Raw genomic sequence first — 22,363 nt, forward strand, 5'->3', positions numbered from 1 at the left:
AACCGCATCTCAATTGCGAAGACCATCAAGGAAGCGATCAACGCCGGAGAGCTGCTGCTTGATGCTGTCAGGATCTTCCCCAGCCAGCAGAGCTGCGGTGGTGTCAGGGTCCGGGCGTTCGGGAAGCACCTCCAATTGCCGGTACCCATCGGGATCCTGGCGATAGAGACGCCAGTCATCGGGGAAGCAGCGCATCAGCGCTCCTCCATCCAACGGCTGGAGCCAATAGGCCTGTTGCCAACTGGCCACGAAACCCTTGCGGCGCTCCCGGGCCACGCTGCCGATCCCTACAGCGGCGTCTTCAAGACGTCCATTCAGCATCAGGATCACTCCGGCATGGTTTTCGCACAAGGCCTGGAACTCCTCGTAATCAGCGGGCGAAGGATTCACCGCGAGGAGCAGGCGCGTATCGGGAGTTGTGCTGTCCGAGCGTTTCAGCTGATTGAAGTCGAGGATCACGTCTTTGAGATCCTCCGCATCACGCCGCGCTAGGGCTGCAGCGCCGGCGTCGGGCCAGACCATCACCAGCTGCTGACCGGCAACGATGAGTGAACGGGCCAGACGCACCGCCACCGGCAGCAGTCGCAACCCCTCAAACCGCAGGCTTGCTGCCCAGCGATGGCCGTCGCCGGAACCCACCGCTGCCAGAGCGGCTTGCAACATGGCCTCCTCGGCTGCGAGCAGATCCGCGGGGAGGTCGAGACAGGGGGCGTCGGAATGAGTCATCGCCAAAGCATGTCAGGGAAAAGCCCCCAATACGGATTCAAAACGGCCTGGAACGGCGTCGAGTTCCTGATCAGAGAGCCAAGGGCCAAGGGTCAGGCGCAGCCCTGACTGCCGTTCAGGCTCGGGAATCCCCATGGCCGTGAGAGCGGCACTGTCTGAGCTGCTTCCACTGTTGCAGGCGCTGCCACTGCTGCAGGCCACTCCCGCAGCTGCAAGCCGCCGCACGAGGTCGCGCCCCGGCAGAGGCATGCCATCGGCCGACTTCACCAGAAGCGCGATGTGGTGGGGCAAACGGCCTGATAGCGGCGGGCCGCAAAGCCGGAGCTGGGGAAGCTCCAGTAGGCGCTCAAGCAGTTGATCGCGTTGGCGACGGATCTGCACTGCGCTGCCAGGGGGAACGGGATGCGTAACGGGGTCAAAGCTTGGAAGCGCCTTCAGAGCTTCTGCCATACCGCTGACAAGAGCGACGGGTTCAGTACCGGAGCGCAGACCATGCTCCTGTCCACCGCCGCCCTGGAGCGGCGAGAGGGCAACACCTGGGGCGCGAATCAGCAGGCCCACGCCCCGGGGACCACGGAACTTGTGGGCGGAGAGGGTCAACAAGTCGACCCCGAGCCGCTCGAACGGGAAACAGCCCTGCGGGACGAGTTGGGTGGCATCGCTGTGGATCACGATGCCGCGCTTGCGGCAGGCCTGGGCAACCTCGATCACAGGTTGAAGCGCACCCACCTCACCCTGGGCAGCGGTCAGGGACACCAACCGCGTCGGAGCAGACAACAGCTGATCGAGTTGGTCCAGTCGCACCACTCCCTGCCCATCGACAGGCCATTCAGCAACGCTCCACCCCTGGGCCTCGAGTTGGTAAGCCGCAGCGATCACCGCTGGATGCTCCACTGCAGAGATCACCACACGGCCGGGAGCAAGACCCGCGGCACTGCCGAGAAGGGCGAGATGGACGGATTCAGTCGCCCCAGAGGTGACGATCAGCTGATCAGCGCCGACACCAAAACGATCAGCAGTACACCAGCGGGCCCGTTCGAGGGCCTCCGCTGCTGCCAGCCCTGCTCCATGGAGACTGCTGGGGTTCGCCCAGGCCGACTGCTGAAGCTGCTGCATCACCGCGAGCACCGCCGGCAGTGGCGGCGTCGTGGCAGCAGCATCCAGATAGAGCTCAGGGCGTCCCACGCTCGAACCGCGCCTTGGTGCGTTGCTCCAGTGACTCACTGGCGAGATTGAGCATCGAATCGAGAGAGGTGGAGTTCAGAAAGTTCTGCACCTGCTCCAGGGCGGCCGCTTCGTCCTCTGGACTCGCTGCAGGCGTCACCTCTTTGGCGGGTGAGGAATTGGTGTTGACCTGGTTAACGGGACTGACCTGGGGAGCCACGGCAGACGGACCAGGAACCAACTCTGGCGTCAGTACACCATCAAACACTGCCTCCGCCGGTCCAGTCATCAGCACCGAACCACTTCGATCGCGCCATTCGATCATCAGCGGTCCGCCGGGAAGTAAAACCTCGGCACAGTCATCGGCGAGGCCCAGCAACACCGCAGCCACGAGGGTGGCGCAGGCACCAGTGCCGCAGGCCAGGGTCGGACCTGCACCCCGCTCCCATACCCGGATCTCCAGACGTTCACGGCTGTGAACCTGAAGGAAATGAACATTGGTTTTGGCCGGGAACGCTGGATGCACCTCCAGGGCAGCTCCCCAGGCATCAAAAGGAATGCTGGCGAGATCCTCAACGGGAATCACAACGTGAGGGTTGCCCATACCAACAGCGGCCACCTTCAGTTGATCGTCCTCCAGCATCAACACCCCCTGGGGCAGACCGTCCTCCGGCATCAGTGTTGTGGGGATGCCTTCAGGCGTGAGGAATGGAGGCCCCATATCCACCCGCAACTGGCGGTCCGCCATGAGTTCAGGGCGAATCATTCCCGCGAGGGTTTCGATGTCCCAACTTCGGCCTGGCGCATCTCCATCGGTATCGGCCAGATAACGCGCCAGGCAACGAATGCCGTTGCCGCACATCTCGGCCTCACTTCCATCAGCATTGATGATCCGCATGCGCAGTTCACCCACCGCCTGAGGTGGAAGCGCCAGGATCAGACCATCCGCGCCAACACCGAAACGCCGATCGCAGATATGGCGCACCCAGGAAGGGTCGGGATCACTAATGGCATCGGGCAGTTGTCCCTGCCGGCCCTCCACAATCAGGAAGTCGTTGCCAAGTCCCTGATATTTGCTGAACTGCAGCATGCGTGGCCGGTATCGCCCCTGAATCCTATGGAGACAGCTCCACTTGATCCAAGTCTTCCGGGGGTTCGGCTGCTGCAGAGCTGGATTCGTGAACAGCTGCCACTCAGCATCGGGCTGGTTGGTCAAGAGCCCATCGAGGGGCGTCTGATCTGGCAGGACCCTGAATTTCTGGCCATTGAACGCATGGCAGCCAGCCGGCCCGTGCTGATCAATCGACGCCAGATCACTGTGATCCGCTCCCTCGGCTGAACACCAGGCATGTGGCACGATCGCAACCTTGCCGAGCGCTGGTTCCGTGAACGATGCCAACCCTGCCGTCGACGCCAGTACGCAGAACGATCGTTACGACCCCGTAGTGCTGGAACAGCGCTGGCAGGACAGCTGGAAGACCGATGGGGTGGATGCCACCGACGAGAACAGTGACAAACCTGGCTTCTTTGCCCTGTCGATGTTCCCGTACCCATCGGGAAGCTTGCACATGGGCCATGTGCGCAATTACGTCATCACCGACGTGATCGCCCGTGTTCAGCGCATGCGGGGACACTCTGTACTTCATCCCATGGGCTGGGATGCCTTCGGACTCCCCGCGGAAAATGCCGCGATCGAGAGGAATGTCGATCCTGGGGACTGGACCGACCGAAACATCGATCAGATGCGGGCGCAACTGGATCGTCTTGGCTTGTCGATTGACTGGAGCCGCGAACAGGCGACCTGCCACAGCGACTACTACCGCTGGACCCAATGGCTGTTTCTTGAGCTGCTCGAAGGGGGCCTGGCCTATCGCAAAAATGCAACCGTCAACTGGGACCCCGTCGATCAGACCGTTCTGGCCAATGAGCAGGTGGATGGCGACGGCCGCTCCTGGCGCTCCGGGGCCCTGGTGGAACAACGCCAGCTGAACCAATGGTTCCTACGCATCACCGACTACGCCGAACCGCTTCTTAACGACCTTGACGCGCTCCAGGGCTGGCCGGAACGGGTACGCACCATGCAGGCCAACTGGATCGGCCGCTCCGAAGGCGCGGAAATCACCTTCTGCGTTGAAGGGGCCCAGGACCAGACGATCACCGTGTTCACCACCCGGCCCGACACCCTCGCCGGGGCGAGCTACGTGGTGCTGGCTCCGGAAAACCAGCTAGTCGACGACCTGACAAGCACTGAGCAGATGGCGACGGTCGAAGCCTTCAAAAGGGAGGTGGCGCGGCTCAGCACGATCGAACGCACCAGCGATGACCGACCCAAGCGGGGTGTTCCCATCGGCAGTCACGTCGTCAACCCCCTGACGGGAGCTGTTCTTCCGGTCTGGATCGCCGACTACGTGCTCGCCGAATACGGCACCGGGGCCGTCATGGGCGTGCCGGCCCACGACCAACGTGACATCGCCTTTGCCCAATCGAATGAACTGCCGATTCAGCAGGTGATCGATGCAGAGGGGGCTGCGGAGGCGATCGCCGCTGGTCAGGCCTGGACTGATGCCGGAACACTGATCCATTCCGGGGAGTTCGATGGCATCACCTCAACCGAGGCCAAGACCTCCATCACCAGCCATGGCGCAGCACAGGGATGGGCCAGCAGCAAAGTCACCTATCGATTACGCGACTGGCTGATCTCCCGTCAGCGCTACTGGGGCTGCCCGATTCCTGTTATTCACTGCGATGACTGCGGGGCTGTAGCTGTCCCCAAAGAAGACCTACCGGTGGAACTGCCCCGGGGCATTGATCTTTCTGGGAAGGGTGGCTCGCCCCTGAGTCAGCAGAGCGATTGGGTCAACGTGCCCTGCCCCAACTGTGGCAAGCCCGCCAAGCGCGAGACCGACACCATGGACACGTTTATGTGTTCCTCCTGGTATTTCCTCCGTTTTGCGGATCCCCACAACACCGAAAAGCCCTTCACCAAGGAGGCGGTGAACCGCTGGTTGCCGGTGAAGCAGTACGTGGGTGGGATCGAGCACGCGATCCTGCACCTGCTCTATGCACGCTTCTTCACCAAGGCGCTCAAGGATCGGGGCCTGATTGACATCAATGAGCCCTTTGAACGCCTCCTCACCCAGGGCATGGTGCAAGGGATCACCTACAGAAATGCGACAACCGGCAAGTACATCGCTCCTGCGGATGTTGCGGATCCAGAGGATCCCCGCGACCCCAGCAGCGGCGACAAGCTGGAGGTGTTGTTCGAAAAGATGTCGAAGTCGAAGTACAACGGCGTCGACCCTGCTGCGGTGATTGACCGCTACGGCGCTGATACGGCCCGCATGTTCATCCTGTTCAAGGCTCCTCCGGAGAAAGATCTGGAATGGGATGACGCCGATGTGGAAGGGCAGTTCCGTTTCCTTCAACGGCTATGGCGGATTGTTGAGGCGGGTGCTGCGCGCATCGATTCCATGGAGCCGATGCAACGGCCGGATTCGCTTCATGAAGCCGACAGCGCCGTGCGTCGTGCCCTGCATCTCGCCATCGAAGCCGTCAGCGAAGATCTCAGCGATGAGATTCAGCTGAATACGGCGATCTCCGAGCTGATGAAGCTCTCCAATGCCATCAGCGCAACAGGCGTCGCCGCCCTGAGTGATCCTGTGTTACAGGAGGCCCTCTCCGGCCTGGTTCGCCTCTTAGCCCCCTTTGCACCGCACCTAGCAGAAGAGTTCTGGAGCCGCCTCGGGGGAATCGGAAGTGTTCATCGCCAAACCTGGCCAGACCTCGATCCGTCGGCTCTTATTCAAGACAGTGTTGAACTGGTGATCCAGGTAAAGGGCAAGGTGCGGGGCAAGATTCAGGTTCCCGCTTCTGCCGACAAGCAGGAGTTAGAACGGCTCGCCCTAGCCAGTGAAGTTGCCGAAAAATGGTTAGAGGGCGCCGCACCCCGGCGGGTGATTGTGGTTCCCGGGAAACTGGTCAACCTGGTGCCCTGATACCAGGCGCAATCAGCTCTTGCTGAACCGCATAGAAGCTGGTTTGCCCCAGTCCCCCTGAGCATTGAAACCCCGCTTGTTGCCAGTGAGATGACGCAGGATCCAGAAAATGGATTCATCGGTGCCATCCCCGAGGACCAGGCGGATCTCGTCGGCGGAACGGGCCACACCGTCGGCCAAGATCGCTTCCACACGGCCTTGCAGGTCGAGAATCGCCGCCGCTGCTTTTTTGCCTGCCTCAACGCCGGGCTGGTGGTAGGCATTGATGTTGACGAGTTCGCCATACAGGCCAACGGCGCGCTCGAACAGCGCAATCAAGGCACCGAGACGCCGGGCATCAAAGCAGCGCATGCTGATCGTCATGCTCTGGCGCCCACCCTCAGTGAGGGCTGAGCGGGTGCCCTGCAGGAATCCGTCAAGGAAGTCGCCGGGGCATTCGCCACCAATCGAGGGTATGTCGCTGACATCCTCCAGAACCTCGATGAAGGTGGCGAAGAAGTTGTCGACACCATCACGAAGTTGTTGCACGTAGGCGTGCTGATCGGTGGATCCCTTGTTGCCGTAAACAGCAATGCCTTGGTGAACAACATCACCGTTGCGATCAAGGCGCTTGCCCAGGGATTCCATCACCAGCTGCTGGAGGTAACGGCTGAACACCTCCAGGCGATCGCGATAAGGCAGAACGACCATGTCGCGCTGACCCCGACCGCCGCCGGCGACAAACCAGGAGGCCGCCATCAGGGCAGCCGGATTCCGACGCAGATCCGCCTCGCGGGTAGCGGCATCCATCTGCGAGGCGCCAGCGAGAAAGTCGCGGATGTCGCAACCGATCAGGGCCCCAGGCAGCAGGCCGACGGCACTGGTGATGCTGGTGCGGCCACCGACCCAATCGAACATGTCGAATCGTTTGAGCCAAGCCTCGGACTGAGCTTGCTGATCCAACTTGCTGTTCAGCATCGTCACAGCGACAGCCTGACCAGCCCACTGGCCTCCAGCCGCTTCAAGCCGATGGCGGGCCTGCTCCAAGCCGATATGCGGTTCGGGGGTTCCTCCCGACTTACTCACAGTCACCACCAGCGTGCGATCCAAGCGACCATCAAGACCCGCCAGGACGTTGCTCATCCCATTGGGGTCGACATTGTCGAAGAAATGGAAGGGAAGTCCCTGACCGGGGTTCTGCAGAGCTCGAATCATCAATGCCGGACCCAGACCGCTGCCGCCAATGCCGATCCAGAGCACATCGGTGAAGGCTTCACCGTTGGGCGCCTTGATCGTTCCGTTGATCACATCGCGCCCGAAGGCGGCGATTAACTCGATTTCCCTGGAGATGTGCTGCTGCAGTTCTGAGCTTGGAGCAAGTTCGGGAGTGCGCAGCCAGTAGTGACCCACCTGACGCTGTTCATCCGGATTGGCGATCGCTCCGGCTTCAAGCTCCTGCATCGCGGTGAAGGCCTTGTCCATCCGCGGCTGCAACTGCTGCAGGTCTGCGGCGTTGACGTGCATCCGGCTGATGTCCAACCAGACCCCAAGATCATCGTGGTACCAGCTGAGATCACAGAAACGCTGCCATTGAATCTGAGCGTCGGAAGCGCTGAAATCCGGGAAGCTCATGCCGGGCGGGCGATGCAGTCTTGCTGAACGTATCCAGGATCTGACGGGATGCCCACGCAAAAGGACACCCCAGTTAGTTTCATGTCACCTTCCACTGACCGGTTTTCCAGCCCCCATGGCTGAGCCACTGCGATTAACGACTGCGCTTCTGGCGACAGCAGCAAGCTTTTGCTTGATCGGACAGTGGGCACAACCTGTCACTGATCGCGAGAATCAGGTGCCTGTGGTTGTCGAGGACAGACTCGAGCCAACAGACTTTTCACCGGAAGAACTGAAGCTGCTGCAACGGCGCTTCGGTGTGCATGGCCCCCAGACACAGCTTGCCCAGCTGTTCACAAACAGCGTGGATCAGCTCAAACCGCTGCGTTCGCAAACGTTGGATCGCCTGCGCGAGCTGAAACCGGTCATCCTGCGCGAATCGAAGACGCATCGTGTCAACCCGATGCTGATCACAGCGGTGCTGTTCGACGAGATCCAGCATTCCAAACCGGGGGAGAGCCTCCCCTTCATCGCCCATTCCGGTCTGGTGAAGACCCATGGACCGGCCCAGCTCGGAGTTTCGGAACTTATCCATCAGAAGCGACTGCCTGCGAACCCGACGAAGGAGGAGATCACCTGGGCCCGCAAACAGCTGCTGGACCCCGAGATGAACATCACTTTTTTGGCGGCGAAGTTCCAACGGCTAAAGCTGGCCCTTGGCCTCCCGGAGAGCTTGATGCTGCAGGCGAGTCGCTCGTATCTGGATGCCAAGGCGATCGCCACCCTCACTTATCTCCACAACGGAAAGCTGGATTACCCCTCTCGGGTGCTGGGCTACATGCAAGATCCTGAGCTGCACGGGTTGATTTACGGCGGCCGCCAACCCACCCCCTACATCACGGTTTAGAGGCCATTCACGGGAAGAACTGGGATGTGGATGAGCCCCAATCCAATCCCTGAGTCCGCCAATCCCTTAACAAGGGGAGAAAAAGATGCGACAACCATCACCCATTTGGGGGATGTGAAAGTCCCGTGTCTGTTTTTTCATCGATCCAGTACGGCAGATCGATGAAAAAACTGTTCTTACCACTTGCTGTTGGCTTGCTTCTCCCAACAGCAGCAATCGCTCAGGTAGCCCCCGAGGTGGCTGACCAGTGCAAAGAAGCCAGGGATTTCTATGGCTGCGTGAGGGCCTTTACGACTCCTCCCCAATCCAGAGCTGACCGGGTCCCTCTTGCGGGAGTGATGCGGCCGGTGGCTACAGCGCTGATCTCAGGCCCGAACCTCCGTAACTCAGCCTCAAACTTCTCTCCCGGCGTCATTCCCGCTGAGCTTGTCGAGGGGATCCTGCGAGGCGTCCTGCGGTGAAACGAGGCAGGAGTTGATTACTTGTGACAACTGGCCCGAAAACGCTCTGAGCGGCTTGTCGCAGCATGCTTCGTTTTGCGGCCGCTCACCCGCTTGCGCCACAGCTTGAACGACGACGATTTCAAGTGCTGCCGCATCACAGCAATCACTTGAGGCTCGGAGAGTCCGAACTGAAATTCAATTGCCTCGAAGGGAGTGCGGTCTTCCCAAGCCATTTCGATGACACGATCCAGATCGTCGCTGGGGAGTGTTGTCAACGCGGCGCTAACAGCAAGCAAGAAGCTAACGACGCTTCAGGTCACACAGAGGTCGCCAAGAGCCGCCAACCTCACCTGAAGTTTCGACCAATCGAAGCTCCGCGGATCACCCCGTTCTCCGCCCAGATCCACATGGCGATGGGTCGTGATCGCCGCTGGAGGGAGATTGAAAGAACGGATCCAACCCGACAACACCAAAGCCAACGCGTCGTATTGCTGGGTCGTGTAGCCGGCATGGGTGCCATTGGCGTTCGCCCCTGAAGGCGGTGTTTCCAGGCTTAGGTGCAACGCGAAGTTGTTCACAGAGCCCTTGAGCTTCTTATTGGTGATCGCCCACTCACCCAGAAAAGCTGAAAAACCGGCGCCATAGGCGCGATTTAACGGGTCCACCAAATCCAGAACACGCCCGTCCTGCCCTACAAGTGTGTGATAGCTCACCTGATCCTCATCTCGCGGGTGGGGTGTCATGAAGGTGTTCAAGGCGGAACCGAGTGAATAAACCGTCTCGTGCAGCACCACCACCCTGGGAGTGGCGTCAATCCGACGACCGAACGCGTCTTGGTCGTAGCGCTCACCGAAATTCGTGGGATCGATCTTCACGAATGCACGCCAGGAGCTCGACCGGGCATCGAGCTGGTTCAGACGGGACCTCAACGCGGTATCGACATCTGAGCATTGTCGAGCCAATGGAGAGCGCCACGAGCGTGACTTCGGCGGTAAAGGCACCGAGGAGGACGGGTTCTCTTCCAATTGGCGACCGCGTTCCCTCCCCACCTGGTCGAGCAGCTCCATCAGGGACGGGCGAACCCCTGCATGGGACAGCCCACCCTGATCCACCAACACCCAGCCCACCAAGCCCAGCGCCAACGACCCTGCTGCTGCTGCAGTAATCGAGAGACCCCGATGCTCCTGAACGCGACTCCGAAGATCGCTCCAATAACGACTTAAACGATCTCGAACCATCGATCCCGCAATTGCCGTTGTTCCGTTGTGCACCCAGGATCCCAATCCAAAGACCAATGGTCCACACCTTTGTCAGGAAACAACTGGGTCTCCTTCAAGAGACTGCGTCGCGCATAGGTGACGCTCACGCAGTCCTGCTGCTCCAACAGAGAAGGGAGATCGCTGCCGCGACGCACCCGATAGCCATTGATCGCAAGCAACTCATCGCCCACCACAAGCCCAGCCCGTTGGCCGGGACTCTGGCGCCGCACCCGCTGAATCAAGGCGGCACCGTCTCCATCCTTGAGGGTGAGTCCATGATCGGGATGCTTGAGCGGAACTGGATCCATCCGCAGCCCGAGAGCCTCCACGCAATCGATCAAGGGAAGAGCCTCGGGTTGATCCAGCCATTGATCCAGATCGGTCGCCAAGTCGGCATCCCATTCGGCCAAGGCGGCTTTGATGTCGTGTCGGCTGTAACCGCGGGCCTGACGGCCAAGCCTTAGCCATAGTTCCCGCAGGATGACAGCCATGGATTGACCGCGCTGCCGCAAGCGCACATCCAGGCAGAAGGCCACCGCGGCACCCAATCGGTAGTAGCTGATCTGCGTATCCCGTGACGCGGGCGTCGCCTTGTAGAGCTTGATCCACGCTTCACGGGCACTGGCTGCCAGCGATTGAACGGAGCATCCGGGTGACATCAACACGCTGGAGAGCTCCTCCCCAAGATCCTTGAGCAGCGTCGGTCGATCCGAACGCCCCGCCAGCAGGGGCAGGCTCAGGTCGTAGTAACTGGTGATCCCCTCGGCAAACCAGAGGCCCTCGGTGATCACCGCCTGTCCGTAGTCGTAGGGACGCAGCTCAACAGGCCGCAGCCGGCGCACGTTCCATTGGTGCAGATATTCGTGGCCGATCAACTGCAACAGCTGCCGGTAGCCCTTGGGCTTGGCCAAAGCTGACCAACTGAATTGCAGCACGGCACTGTGATCGTGCTCGAGGCCGCCGTAGCCCTGGTCGAGCAGTTGCAGAACTAACTGATAGCGATCCCCAGCCGGAGGAGAAGTTCCCATCAAGCGACAGGTCGCGCTGCAAACGCGCTCGATGTCGCTTAGAAAGTTTGGCGGCCAACCCATTGGCGGAGCGCCGATTAACAACAACTCATGGCTGCAGCCCTGCACCGTGAAGGGTTCCGCCTGAAAGGGACCGGCATGGAGCGGGCTGTCGACGAGGGCATCGAAATCCGTAGCGATCCACCCCTCAGGACCGGTCTCAAGGGGCAGATGCACACTCCAGTGCTCCGGAGCCTTCACCGCAACGCGGTGGGGCGACCAGCGGCAACCATCGATATCCATCGCCACAGCGGCGAGACAGAGCGAGGCAAAATCAGGATCCAGCAACCCAGTGCGGACGGTCAGATCCCTTGCCTCAAGCTGATAGTTGACCGTGAGCGGGCTCAGATCGGGCAGATCACAGAGCCACTGGTGGGGCGCCAAACGACGCACCGCGAGCTCTTCGCCGTTGGCCAGCAGCTCCAGGCTGTGAAGGTGCTGAGCGTGATCGCGCACCGTGTAGGACCCCGGGGTCCACACAGGAAGCTGAAAGGTCTGGCGCCTCGTCTGAGGTGTCCATTGGATGGACACACCGATGGTCTGCGTTTCGGGATGGCTCAGATCGAGCCTGATCTGAACCGGATATGGCACGTCAGTGGGATTGCAGGATCAGGTCGGCCGATCCCATCGCGCCAAAACGCACCTGGTCCATGGCATGGAGCAGGGCATAGCGACGCGTCACCCGCTGCAACCGCTGTTCAAGCCCAGGCTGGCGGCTGATCCGTTGAATGTCGCCATGCATCACGATCGTGCCGTCCTCCCGCTGGGTCCAGCCGAGGGGCATGGCATCGCCATGAACAGCAAGCACATCAACGGTGCGGGAATCGTCAGCAAAACCCTGTAATTCGGTCGTTCGCTCAACACTTAAGCCCTCATCACGCAGGGCACGCACAAGTCGCTCGAGATCGGTAAAGACAGTCGGCAGGATGGAGAGATGGGACATGGACCGGACCCCGCTTTGACTGACCCTAGCCACAACATTCGAGCTGACCAGGCCCCCTTGCAGCTGGGGGTGATGGCATCCGGAAACGGCAGCAACTTCGAGGCCCTGGCCCAGGTGATCCAGGCGGGGGAGCTCAACGCACGGATTCAACGGCTGGTGGTGAACAATCCGGGCTGTGGTGCCCAGCAGCGGGCGGAACGTCTCGGGATTCCTGTGTCGGTGCTCGACCATCGCGTGATCAAGGACCGTCGCGAGTTGGACGCCGAACTGGTGCGCCTCTTCCACGCCGACAAGGTGGAGCTGGTGGTGATGGCGGGTTGGATGCGGATCGTCACCGATGTATTAATCAGCGGATTTTCTGAACGCTTGATCAACATCCACCCATCGTTGTTGCCCAGCTTCCGCGGCATGGACGCGGTGGGGCAGGCCTTAGAAGCAGGGGTGAAGCTCACCGGCTGCACGGTTCACATGGTCACCGAGGAGTTGGATGCCGGCCCGATCTTGGCCCAGGCCGCCGTCCCCGTTCTCGATGGTGATGACCACGCCACGCTTGCCAAACGGATCCAGGAGCAGGAACACCTGCTCTTGCCTGCTGCCCTTGCTGGCCTGAAGCCAACCTGGCGTCAGGGATAGAACGACTGCAGAGGCAGACCCGTCTCAGGCGCGAGACCGGCCATCAGGTTCAGGCATTGCACGCCCTGCCCCGCCTGGCCCTTGATCAGGTTGTCGATCGCACTCATCAACACCAGCTGGCCCGTGCGGGTGTCCACCTGAACTGACAGCAGGGCGCGATTCGTGTGCCGCGCCCATTTGGTGGCGGGGTAGGTGCCCACTGGGAGCACCTCAACGCAGGGATGGTGCCTATAGATGGCGTCCAGAACGGTGGTGCAATCCTCAGCGGTGAGGCCGGGGTCGCGCAGTCGGGCGTACACCGTTGAGAGCAGACCACGAACCATCGGCACGAGGTGCGGCGTGAACTGAAGACGCACCTCCTGCCCAGCCACCTCCGTCGCCATCTGTTCAATCTCTGAGGTGTGGCGATGACCGATCACGCCGTAGGGCGCAATGGATTCAGAGGCTTCCGCCAGCAACATCGCTTCCTTTGGCACCCGTCCACCACCGGAGGTGCCGGTCTTGGCATCAATCACGATGCCGTTCGTCTCAATCAGACCTTGCTTGAGAAAAGGGAGCAAGGGCAGCAAACTCGCGGTGGGGAAACATCCGGGAGCTGCCACCAACTTCGCCTCGGCGATCGCAGGGCCGTTCCATTCAGGCAGGCCATAGACAGCATTGCTGCAGAGCTCGGCATCCTTTCGATTGAGAGATCCGGCCTCCTTGGCATACACCTGAAGCCACTGGTCCAGGGAGCGGTAGCGGAAGTCGGCGGAAAGATCCACAACCCGCACACCACGCTCCAACAGTTGTGGCGCCATTTGGCATGCCAGGCCGTTGGGAAGACTCAGAACGGCGAAGTCGGAGCAGGCCGCAATCCGATCGGGGTCTGCCGATTCCACCATCGGGTCATCCGGCAGGGGCAGGAAGGAACAAACAGAACTCCAGCGTTGGCCGGCACTGCGTTCACCGCCGAGAAAACTGACGGAAAGACCCGGGTGTCCCTGCAGCAGACGGATGGTCTGCAGGCCGCCATAGCCGGAGGCGCCAATGACAGCAACCCGTCCGCCCTTCAACGTTGCCATCGCTTCAACCGCCGACGCTTTGTTGCCTGCCATTGAATCAACCAACCAACGGCTGATCGTACAGAGATCAATAATGAGGTCATCAACCGGCGACCAGGCTCCTGAACCCCAGTTCCCTTGACTCCGCGAACGATCCCATTGCGTTTGATGCCATCAGCGATGCCCTCGCGGCGATCCGAAATGGTGAGTGCATTGTCGTGGTGGACGACGAACAGCGGGAGAACGAAGGTGATTTGATATGCGCAGCCCAGTTCGCAACTCCAGAGGCGATCAACTTCATGGCCACCGAGGCGCGCGGCCTGATCTGTCTCGCCATGGAGGGACAACGGCTGGATGAACTCGATCTGCCGCTGATGGTGGATCGCAACACCGACGCCAACGAAACGGCCTTCACGGTGAGCATCGATGCCGGAATTGAGCATGGGGTGACCACGGGAATCTCCGCCGAAGACCGCGCCGCCACAATTCAGGTGGCGCTCAATCCGGCCACTCGGCCGGCTGAACTGCGCAGACCCGGGCACATCTTTCCCTTGCGCGCCCGCCCTGGTGGCGTGCTGAAGCGCGCTGGCCACACTGAAGCCGCCGTCGATCTGTCACAGCTGGCAGGCCTCAGCCCTGCGGGGGTGATCTGCGAAATCCAAAACAGCGATGGCTCGATGGCCCGGCTGCCGGAGCTGCGCAGCTACGCCGATCGGTGGGGGCTGAAGCTGATCAGCATTGCTGACCTGATCCGTTACCGGCTGGAGAACGAGCGGTTTGTCCGCCGACTGGCCCAGGCACAGATGCCGAGCCGCTTCGGGACCTTCCAGGCGGTGGGTTATCGCAACGAACTGGATGGTTCTGAACATGTTGCTCTGATCAAGGGCGAACCGAATGCCCTGCGTGAGCCAGTACTGGTGCGCATGCATTCCGAATGCCTCACCGGTGATGCCTTTGGCTCGCTGCGTTGTGACTGCCGGCCCCAGCTGGAGGCGGCATTGCGCCAGATCGAAGCGGAAGGGGAGGGTGTAGTCGTCTACCTGCGGCAGGAAGGACGTGGCATCGGCCTGATCAACAAACTGAAGGCCTACAGCCTTCAGGAAGCAGGTTTAGACACCGTTGAAGCCAATGAACGCCTCGGCTTCCCAGCGGATCTCCGCAACTACGGCGTCGGCGCCCAGATTCTCTCTGACCTGGGTATCCATCGGCTGCGCCTGCTCACAAACAACCCGCGCAAGATTGCCGGACTCGGTGGCTATGGCCTTCAGGTGGAAGAGCGGGTGCCGCTGGTGATGGACCCAGGCGTTCATAACGCCGACTACTTAGCGGCCAAGCGAGAGAAGCTCGGACATCTCTTCGAATCTGAGAGTCCTTGTGTGGTTCTGGCGCTGGCGGTGAACGTTGGCCCGGAAAGCTGGCCCACCATTCGCTTGGAAGTGGAGGGAATCGCGCATCGCCATGGCTTCAGCCTCGAGGCCCTGCATGAGCCCCGTCTCTTGGCGCTCTGGGACCGTCCGCAATTCGTCTGGAAACTGTCCCCAGATGGTGGAGATGCCAGCCCCCTGCTGCAAAGCCTGGCGGCTCTGGCGGCTACCGAACGGGTGGGACTTATGCGGGTTCCGACCGAGCGGATGGCACTCCACCCGCCCCAGAATCTTGAGAGGTTGGAGCATCAGCTCAATGAGCTGATCGACATGAGCAGTGACGGACTGATCGAAAACGGCCCGTCACTCCTGCACTGGACGCGGCGCTGATCAGCCCTCCTGGATCGTCACTTTGTTGATCCGGGAGCCGTTGGAGAGCTTCAACACCACATCCATGTTGCCGGTGTGGCCAAACACTGTATGGACACCGTCGAGGTGGGACTGGGCCTCATGGCAGATGTAGAACTGCGAACCACCGGTGTTGCGGCCGGCATGGGCCATGGCGAGGGTTCCGGCCTGGTGCTTCTGCGGGTTGATCTCGCAATCGATCTGGTAACCGGGACCTCCGGTTCCAGCCATGCCGCGGGCGCCCTCACGGCTGTTGGGGCATCCTCCCTGGGCCATAAAACCCGGGATCACCCGGTGAAAAGCCAGGCCGTCGTAAAAGCCGTCTTTCACCAGCTTCACGAAGTTGGCGACAGTGTTCGGGGCATCGGCATCAAATAGCTCGAGCTCGATCAGGCCTGCTTCCGTGTCCATCAAGGCCTTAGTCATGATCGCGCGAGCAAAACTGGAGTGTAGTGAGAGTAGTGGCATGGCAGATCTCGAGGGAGCCCGCTTTGGTGTCATCGGCGGTAGCGGCCTGTATTCGATTCCCGGCTTAAGCCAGGTGGAAGAACGTGCGATACAAACACCTTTCGGGGCGCCATCCGATCAACTGCGATTGGGAGAGCTTGAGGGGGTCGAGACCGTCTTCCTGGCCCGCCATGGCCGGCATCACCAGCTGCTGCCCAGTGAAGTTCCCTACCGAGCCAACATCTGGGCGATGCGGTCGCTGGGGGTGCGCTGGTTGATCTCCCTCTCCGCGGTTGGATCACTCCAGGGCCATTTGCATCCGCGGGACATGGTCGTACCGGATCAGTTCATTGACCGCACGCGTCAAAGGCCATCCAGTTTTTTCGGGAACGGCTGTGTGGCTCACGTCAGCCTTGCCGAACCTTTCTGCCCGCAGTTAAGTGCCCTGCTGGCCGATGCCGCCGAGAAGGGCTTGCCGAAGGGTCAAAAGCTGCATCGAGGAGGAACGTATCTCTGCATGGAGGGCCCCGCCTTTTCCACTCAGGCCGAAAGCAAGCTCTACCGCTCCTGGGGTTGTTCAGTCATCGGGATGACCAATCACACCGAGGCCCGCCTGGCCAGGGAAGCCGAATTGGCCTATGCCTCCCTGAGCATGGTCACCGACTTTGACTGCTGGCATGAAGACCATGACGCGGTCTCTGTGGAGATGGTGATTAGCAACCTGCAGGCCAATGCCTCGGCCACCGAACCGATCCTGAGCGGTTTGATGCAGCAGCTGAAGCAAAAGCCTCCTGCTTCGACGGCCCACACAGCCCTCGCCAATGCCTTGATCACGCCCAAGGAACAGGTGCCAGCCGAGACCCGATCAAAGCTCGATCTGTTCACCTCCCCTTACTGGGGATCGTTCGATCAGGCCTCCATCAGCTGAGCTCCGCAGGAGGCCAGTGCCGAGCGAAGCTGCTGGTCATGCTGCTGAAGCAGCTCACATGCCTGGTCGACAGACAAGTCAGCAGCCGCCATCAACAAAGCGAGTTTGACCGATCCGCCGGCGTCCTCAAGCAGCGTTAGCCCACGCTCCCGCTCGACACCGGCCAGATCCCTCAGGATCCGCAGCGATCGGTCCACCAACTTGCTGTTGCTTGCGGCTACATCCACCATCCGATTCCCATAGACCTTGCCGAGCTTCACCATCACGGCGGTCGACAGCGTGTTTAAGGCAAGTTTTGTGGCGGTGCCGGCCTTCATCCGCGTGGATCCAGTCAGCAGCTCAGGGCCGGTTAGCAGACGAATGTCGATATCGCAGGGAAGGGGAGCCTGCTCCGTCGGAACACAGGCCATGGCAATCGCCAGAGCGCCAATGCTTGTCGCAAACGCCAGGCCGCCGCGAACGTATGGAGTGGTGCCCCCTGCGGCGATCCCCACAAGACAGTCCTTGGAGCAGAACCCCCGCTCCTCCAGGTCAGCCCGTCCGGCATCCTCAACATCCTCGAGCCCTTCGGAACTGCGCAACAGCGCTGCTGAACCACCAGCGAGAACCCCCTGCACCTGTTCGGGATCACTGCAAAAAGTGGGTGGGCACTCCGCGGCATCCAAGACCCCCAGCCGGCCTGAGGTGCCAGCACCGAGATAGAAAAGACGACCGCCGGCACGAAGTCGCTCAGAAACGGCATCAACGGCCTGAGCAAGGTCAGGAGTGGCCGCGGCGACAGCCTCTTGGGGACGCCGATCCTCGTCCGCAAACAGGGCGACGAGCTCAAGGGTGTCGAGTTGATCCAACCGTGAACTGCGCTGATTGCTCTGCTCGGTCAACAGATGGCCGCGGTCGCTGGAGGGCTGGAGATCAGGGTCAAACAGGGCCATGGTTCAGAGCAGGCCCTCCAGCCGCCGACGCAGTTCATCGAGTTCAGGATTTGACTCGGGCTCGGTCTCCAGTCCCTGGCGCGCAGGTTCAGCGTCGTGTTGCTCAGGGACGGCGTTGTCAGGGATTGGGTTGTCAGAGTTGGCGTCGTCCTTCCAGTTGCTCACATCGCGGTTGCTCTGCGGCGGCGCCATGAACAGGCGCTCCTCGTCATTGCTCGGCACAAAACCCGACTCGATCACGCGGGCCTCATAGCCGGCCTCACGACAGAACAAATCAACGTCTTCACGGTCCAGGGCCTCCACCGTCGGAACTGGAAAGTCCTGCGCCTCCAGAAGACCGGCATAACGCTCGGCATCGTCGGGGTTCTCAAACAGAAGAACCACAGTGCGTCCGGCAATTTCAAGCGAGTGGATGCCTTCACTATCCGTACCGGCATCAAAGAGCAGGACGTGGACGCGCATCGAGAAAACGTCAGATCAATCGGACCGGAGTCTCACCCATCGTCATCCAACCTGCTCGGATTCGCTCGCCAGTTCCTGAAGGCGGCGATAAAGAGCCCGTTCCGCATCGCCCAGATCTGAAGGAATCACCACAACAATCTCCACCAGTTGGTCCCCCCGTTCGTTCTCAAGCTGCAGCCCACGACCTCGAAGACGCAGCAAGCGTCCGCTCGATGACCCAGGAGGAACTTGCAGCGTCACGGGTCCATCCAGCGTGGGCACATCCACAGCGCAGCCAAGGGCAGCATCCGGCGGAAACAACAGCAGCTTGTAGAGCACGCGAAGACCGTCGATCCGAAGCCCGTCTTCGGTCACAACACGGAGCTGCAAGAAATGATCACGACCCCCAGGGGCGACGCCCTCAAGCCGAAGTCGCCAGCCATCACCAGCGAAGGGAGGCGTGTTCAACTCGATCACCGTGCCGTCGTCGAGCGTCAGTTCCACCTGGGTTCCCTGCAGAGCCTGATCAGCGGTGAGATGAACAACCGATTCGAGATCCTCCACAGCACGCACGGGTGGCGGTGGCGGCGGAGCTGAAACCGGAGGTTCAGTTCTTCTGGTTTCACTTCTGACGTCATCACCCCGGAAGGGGGGATCTGGCTCCATGTCGGACTCTGTCGTTGATCGCCCTCCCGCCCCGCCAAAAATCACTTCGAGATAGTCCTCGAAATCGGGGAACCCGTGCGCGAAGGGATCGGCAACACCCGCACCCGTACCACCGCCCCGTTGCCAAGCATCGCGGCGGCGGGGATCACTGAGCACCGCATAGGCCTCGTTGACCAGCTTGAAGCGCTCCTCAGCAACGGGATCATTGCTGTTCAGATCCGGATGCCAACGGCGTGCTTCGCGGCGAAACGCCCGTTTCAGCTGCTGGTCTGTGCAGTCGGGATCAACCCCCAGCAAAGACCAGTAATCAGGCTCAGCGGTAGATGTCATCGTCCCAAGGTGCAGGGTCACGACGGCTCAAGCCTCGGCCACGTTCACCCGGACGACTGGGGGGGCCCCAGGGGTCGTCATCCCAATCATCGGCAAACAACTCATCCTTTAGGGAACCGAGGGTGTTGCGAATCCCCTGCAGCGGACTGCCATCGGACTGACGTTCGGCCGAAAGACGACGGTTCAGACCGAATAGAGCCTCCTCAAGACTGCTTACACATAGATCCAGCTCCTGGAGGTCGTCGTTGGCGAGGCAGTCCTGCACATCGCGCATGGCCATTTCAACAGCCCGTTGCTGCCGTTCAGCGCCGTAGGGGCCCAGCTCCAGCGAAGCGTCCCGCAGACGCCGTTCCGCCTGAGCAAGCAACGTTTGGGCACGGTTGCGACGCTCAATTTGATTGCGTTTGCGCCGATCCTCATCGGCCCGTGCCTCCGCTTCCGCCAACAGAGCGGTCACATCCTCCTCGTTGAGATTCGAACCGCCCTGAATCGAAACCGACTGCTTGCGCCCCGTGGTGCGGTCAGTGGCGCTGACCTGAAGTAGGCCATTGGCATCGATATCGAATGCCACCTGCACCTGAGGCACACCCCTCGGAGCCGGTGGAATGCCGGAGAGGCGGAAACGACCAAGAGATTTGTTGTCCGATGCCATCTGGCGCTCCCCCTGCCAGACATGGATTTCAACGGACGATTGGTTGGCTTCCGAGGTGCTGAACACATCTGACTGGCGCACCGGGATCGGAGTGTTGCGTGGGATCAGCACCTTCATCAATCCGCCGATTGTCTCCAGTCCGAGCGAGAGAGGTGTGACGTCATTCAGCAACAGGTCCCTGAGTTCCCCTGTGAGGATCCCCGCTTGAACGGCAGCACCGATCGCCACAACCTCATCGGGATTCACCGATTGGCAGGGATCGATGGGCACAAGGGTGCGAACCAATTGCTGAACCATGGGCATCCGCGTGGCGCCCCCCACCAGCACAACGTCATCAATGTCGTTTGCAGACCAACCCGAGTCGCGCAGTGCCGCTTGGACCGGACTGAGCAAACGATCCAGAAGATCCGGGCAGAGACCCTCGAAGGTGGCACGGTCCAGACGGGTTTCAATGTGAAGAGGACCATCACTGCCGGTAGCAATGAACGGCAGCGAAATCGGGGTGCTCAGCACACCGGAGAGTTCCTGCTTCGCTTTTTCAGCAGCCTCCGTCAAGCGCTGAAGGGCCTGACGATCCCGCCGCAGATCAACGGCATGTTCCTCAGCAAACGCATCGGCCAGCCAGTTGACGATGCGTTGATCGAAATCGTTGCCGCCGAGCTGGGTGTCACCGTTCGTCGCCTTGACGTCAAAGACGCCATTGGCGATGCGCAGCAGCGACACGTCAAATGTGCCTCCACCCAGGTCAAACACGAGCACACGTTTGACCGCACTGCGATCAAATCCGTAAGCGAGAGCAGCGGCGGTGGGCTCATTGAGAATGCGTTCAACTGAAATGCCCGCCAACCGTCCGGCATCACGGGTGGCCTGACGCTGCGCATCATTGAAATAGGCCGGAACAGTCACAACTGCCGCTTCAACCGGCTCGCCTAGGTAAGTAGAAGCATCGTCAACAAGTTTGCGGATGATGCTGGCGACAATCTCTTCAGGCGCATACTCCCGTTCCGTCACCGGGCAGGGGACGCGAACCTGACCCTGGTCGTTGGCACGAACTGTGTAGGGCACGGACAGGCTGCTGTCCTCCAACTCGTCCCAGTCACGACCGACAAACCGCTTCAGGTTGGAGAAGGTATTGCGGGGGCTGAGCACGAGTTGGCGCCGGGCCAGCTGCCCCACGAGCAGCTCCTGGTCCTTGGTGTAACCCACAACGGATGGGGTGGTTCGTCCGCCCTCGGCATTCGCGATCACATGGGGACGACCCGCCTCCAGCACAGCGACAACCGAATTGGTGGTCCCCAGATCGATTCCGACGATCCGCCCCATATCCTTTAAAGCTTGATCTCTACGCTAACGGCAGGTTCCAACCTGCTCCAGCCCCAGGCGCGATAAATGGCAAGACAGAGCCTCCTCGCTTAAGCCGTTCTTAATCATGCCAAGAGGATCGGGACATACGTTGTATTGGCGCGCCATTGGGTAAATGTCCGACCCGGACAACCGATACCTGCTCCGAAGACGTCCACCGTTCGAAAAAATGGTGGACGTCAGTTTCAAGAATCTGGCCATCACCATGGCATCGGTGGTGGCGATCGTTCTGTTCTCCATCCTGATCGTCGTGTTCCAAGGAAGCTTCGAATCCATGGCCCGCTACGGATGGAAATTTCTGATCACCTCGGATTGGAACCCGGTGGATGACCAGTACGGCGCCGGTGCGGCCATCTACGGCACCTTGATTACATCACTGCTGGCCCTGTTGGTCGCTGTGCCCTTGGGGGTTGGAACAGCCATTTTCATCACCGAAAACATCATCCCCAGCCGGATTCGCAGTGTGATCGGCCTGATGGTGGAACTTCTTGCCGCAATTCCATCCGTAGTACTCGGCCTGTGGGCCATCTTTGTGCTGGAACCATTCATCCGTCCGGGGCTTGAGCTTCTCTATGAGCTCTTCAATTGGTTCCCACTCTTCAGCACACCACCGATGGGGCCAGGCACCATCCCAGCCGTGTTGATTCTGGTGGTGATGATCCTTCCGATCATCACGGCTATTTCCCGTGATTGCCTAAATCAGGTACCGACACAGCTCCGACAAGCGGCCTATGGCGTTGGGACAACTCGTTGGGGAGCGATCATCAATGTGATTCTCCCGGCAGCGATTTCTGGAATCATTGGTGGCGTGATGCTGGCACTGGGCCGAGCCATGGGCGAGACCATGGCCGTCACGATGATCATCGGCAATTCCAACAATTTCAGCCTTTCGCTATTGGCACCGGGCAACACCATCGCAGCGATGCTCGCGAATCAATTTGGCGAAGCGGATGGTTCCCAAGTGTCATCGCTGATGTATGCAGCATTTGTGCTGATCATCCTGACGTTGTGCGTGAATATTTTTGCCCAGTGGATTGTGAAGCGCTTGAGCCTGAAGTACTGA

At 60.6% G+C, this 22,363-nt stretch carries 22 protein-coding genes; 8 read left to right on the forward strand and 14 right to left on the reverse strand.

Going from position 1 to position 22,363, the window contains the following annotated elements; translation table 11 throughout:
- Positions 1-9: 9 nt before the first annotated feature.
- From DXY30_RS06800 to dapF, 3 genes are read right to left on the reverse strand one after another with little or no spacing between them, the layout of a single operon-like run.
- A complete protein-coding gene (locus tag DXY30_RS06800; protein WP_115093943.1) occupies positions 10-726 on the reverse strand; it encodes a DUF1995 family protein in 717 nt (238 codons plus the stop codon).
- 12 nt (positions 727-738) lie between these two features.
- On the reverse strand, positions 739-1,911 hold the full coding sequence (locus DXY30_RS06805; protein WP_115093945.1) for a cysteine desulfurase family protein: 1,173 nt from the start codon (positions 1,909-1,911) through the stop codon (positions 739-741).
- Complete coding sequence (gene dapF / locus DXY30_RS06810; protein WP_115093947.1) at positions 1,898-2,980, reverse strand: diaminopimelate epimerase; 1,083 nt, start codon at positions 2,978-2,980, stop codon at positions 1,898-1,900. Before dapF ends, DXY30_RS06805 begins: the two co-directional genes overlap by 14 nt.
- Positions 2,981-3,007: 27 nt before the next feature.
- Here dapF and DXY30_RS06815 point away from each other — a divergent pair, with 27 nt between their 5' ends.
- Positions 3,008-3,229 (forward strand): hypothetical protein, encoded by a 222-nt coding sequence (locus DXY30_RS06815; RefSeq protein WP_115022083.1) that lies wholly within the window; start codon positions 3,008-3,010, stop codon positions 3,227-3,229.
- Positions 3,230-3,275: 46 nt separating this feature from the next.
- On the forward strand, positions 3,276-5,885 hold the full coding sequence (gene leuS / locus DXY30_RS06820) for a leucine--tRNA ligase (RefSeq protein ID WP_170951172.1): 2,610 nt from the start codon (positions 3,276-3,278) through the stop codon (positions 5,883-5,885).
- Between the two features lie 12 nt (positions 5,886-5,897).
- Here leuS and DXY30_RS06825 read toward each other — a convergent pair whose 3' ends face one another.
- A complete protein-coding gene (locus DXY30_RS06825) occupies positions 5,898-7,496 on the reverse strand; it encodes a glucose-6-phosphate isomerase (protein WP_115093951.1) in 1,599 nt (532 codons plus the stop codon).
- Positions 7,497-7,611: 115 nt separating this feature from the next.
- Here DXY30_RS06825 and DXY30_RS06830 point away from each other — a divergent pair, with 115 nt between their 5' ends.
- Positions 7,612-8,382 carry a helicase DnaB gene (locus tag DXY30_RS06830; protein ID WP_115093953.1) on the forward strand — a complete coding sequence of 257 codons (771 nt, stop codon included), beginning with the start codon at positions 7,612-7,614 and terminating at the stop codon, positions 8,380-8,382.
- Between the two features lie 161 nt (positions 8,383-8,543).
- Complete coding sequence (locus DXY30_RS06835; RefSeq protein ID WP_244281307.1) at positions 8,544-8,843, forward strand: hypothetical protein; 300 nt, start codon at positions 8,544-8,546, stop codon at positions 8,841-8,843.
- Between the two features lie 17 nt (positions 8,844-8,860).
- Here the strand turns inward: DXY30_RS06835 and DXY30_RS06840 are convergent, their stop codons facing one another.
- From DXY30_RS06840 to DXY30_RS06855, 4 genes are read right to left on the reverse strand one after another with little or no spacing between them, the layout of a single operon-like run.
- A complete protein-coding gene (locus DXY30_RS06840) occupies positions 8,861-9,100 on the reverse strand; it encodes a TIGR03643 family protein (protein ID WP_115093957.1) in 240 nt (79 codons plus the stop codon).
- A 36-nt stretch (positions 9,101-9,136) separates the two neighbouring features.
- The gene (locus DXY30_RS06845) at positions 9,137-10,063 is read right to left on the reverse strand and encodes an N-acetylmuramoyl-L-alanine amidase (protein WP_115093959.1); all 927 of its coding nucleotides are present in this window, start codon (positions 10,061-10,063) and stop codon (positions 9,137-9,139) included.
- Positions 10,045-11,742: a M61 family metallopeptidase gene (locus DXY30_RS06850; RefSeq protein ID WP_115093961.1), complete on the reverse strand. Its 1,698-nt coding sequence runs from the start codon at positions 11,740-11,742 to the stop codon at positions 10,045-10,047. Before DXY30_RS06850 ends, DXY30_RS06845 begins: the two co-directional genes overlap by 19 nt.
- A 1-nt stretch (position 11,743) precedes the next feature.
- Positions 11,744-12,094 carry a DUF1257 domain-containing protein gene (locus DXY30_RS06855; protein WP_115093963.1) on the reverse strand — a complete coding sequence of 117 codons (351 nt, stop codon included), beginning with the start codon at positions 12,092-12,094 and terminating at the stop codon, positions 11,744-11,746.
- Positions 12,095-12,166: 72 nt separating this feature from the next.
- On the opposite strand from DXY30_RS06855, the gene purN reads away from it, so the two are divergent.
- Positions 12,167-12,727: a phosphoribosylglycinamide formyltransferase gene (gene purN, locus DXY30_RS06860; protein ID WP_371638741.1), complete on the forward strand. Its 561-nt coding sequence runs from the start codon at positions 12,167-12,169 to the stop codon at positions 12,725-12,727.
- Here the strand turns inward: purN and argC are convergent.
- Positions 12,718-13,791, reverse strand: a complete 1,074-nt coding sequence (gene argC, locus DXY30_RS06865) for an N-acetyl-gamma-glutamyl-phosphate reductase (protein ID WP_170951200.1) — start codon at positions 13,789-13,791, stop codon at positions 12,718-12,720. The two genes, purN and argC, sit on opposite strands and share 10 nt — an antisense overlap.
- A 137-nt stretch (positions 13,792-13,928) precedes the next feature.
- Here argC and ribBA point away from each other — a divergent pair, with 137 nt between their 5' ends.
- The gene (ribBA, locus tag DXY30_RS06870; protein ID WP_170951201.1) at positions 13,929-15,524 is read left to right on the forward strand and encodes a bifunctional 3,4-dihydroxy-2-butanone-4-phosphate synthase/GTP cyclohydrolase II; all 1,596 of its coding nucleotides are present in this window, start codon (positions 13,929-13,931) and stop codon (positions 15,522-15,524) included.
- Here ribBA and DXY30_RS06875 read toward each other — a convergent pair whose 3' ends face one another.
- The gene (locus tag DXY30_RS06875; RefSeq protein ID WP_115022066.1) at positions 15,525-15,968 is read right to left on the reverse strand and encodes a peptidylprolyl isomerase; all 444 of its coding nucleotides are present in this window, start codon (positions 15,966-15,968) and stop codon (positions 15,525-15,527) included.
- Between the two features lie 40 nt (positions 15,969-16,008).
- Here DXY30_RS06875 and mtnP point away from each other — a divergent pair, with 40 nt between their 5' ends.
- On the forward strand, positions 16,009-16,917 hold the full coding sequence (gene mtnP, locus DXY30_RS06880; protein ID WP_115093970.1) for an S-methyl-5'-thioadenosine phosphorylase: 909 nt from the start codon (positions 16,009-16,011) through the stop codon (positions 16,915-16,917).
- Here the strand turns inward: mtnP and murQ are convergent.
- Genes murQ through dnaK form a run of 4 tightly spaced genes read right to left on the reverse strand, consistent with a single transcriptional unit; the run spans position 16,899 to position 21,261 of the window.
- Positions 16,899-17,849 carry an N-acetylmuramic acid 6-phosphate etherase gene (murQ, locus tag DXY30_RS06885; RefSeq protein WP_115093972.1) on the reverse strand — a complete coding sequence of 317 codons (951 nt, stop codon included), beginning with the start codon at positions 17,847-17,849 and terminating at the stop codon, positions 16,899-16,901. The genes mtnP and murQ overlap by 19 nt on opposite strands.
- 3 nt (positions 17,850-17,852) lie before the next feature.
- A complete protein-coding gene (locus DXY30_RS06890) occupies positions 17,853-18,311 on the reverse strand; it encodes a DUF3110 domain-containing protein (RefSeq protein WP_115093974.1) in 459 nt (152 codons plus the stop codon).
- Positions 18,312-18,353: 42 nt separating this feature from the next.
- Entirely contained in the window at positions 18,354-19,286 is a 933-nt protein-coding gene (locus tag DXY30_RS06895) for a DnaJ domain-containing protein (protein WP_115093975.1), read from the reverse strand.
- Positions 19,270-21,261 (reverse strand): molecular chaperone DnaK, encoded by a 1,992-nt coding sequence (dnaK, locus tag DXY30_RS06900; protein ID WP_115093977.1) that lies wholly within the window; start codon positions 21,259-21,261, stop codon positions 19,270-19,272. The genes DXY30_RS06895 and dnaK overlap by 17 nt, the downstream gene beginning before the upstream one ends.
- Positions 21,262-21,415: 154 nt before the next feature.
- Here dnaK and pstC point away from each other — a divergent pair, with 154 nt between their 5' ends.
- The gene (gene pstC / locus DXY30_RS06905; protein WP_115093978.1) at positions 21,416-22,363 is read left to right on the forward strand and encodes a phosphate ABC transporter permease subunit PstC; all 948 of its coding nucleotides are present in this window, start codon (positions 21,416-21,418) and stop codon (positions 22,361-22,363) included.

Source organism: Synechococcus sp. UW106 (genome assembly GCF_900474015.1).
Classification (GTDB): domain Bacteria; phylum Cyanobacteriota; class Cyanobacteriia; order PCC-6307; family Cyanobiaceae; genus Parasynechococcus.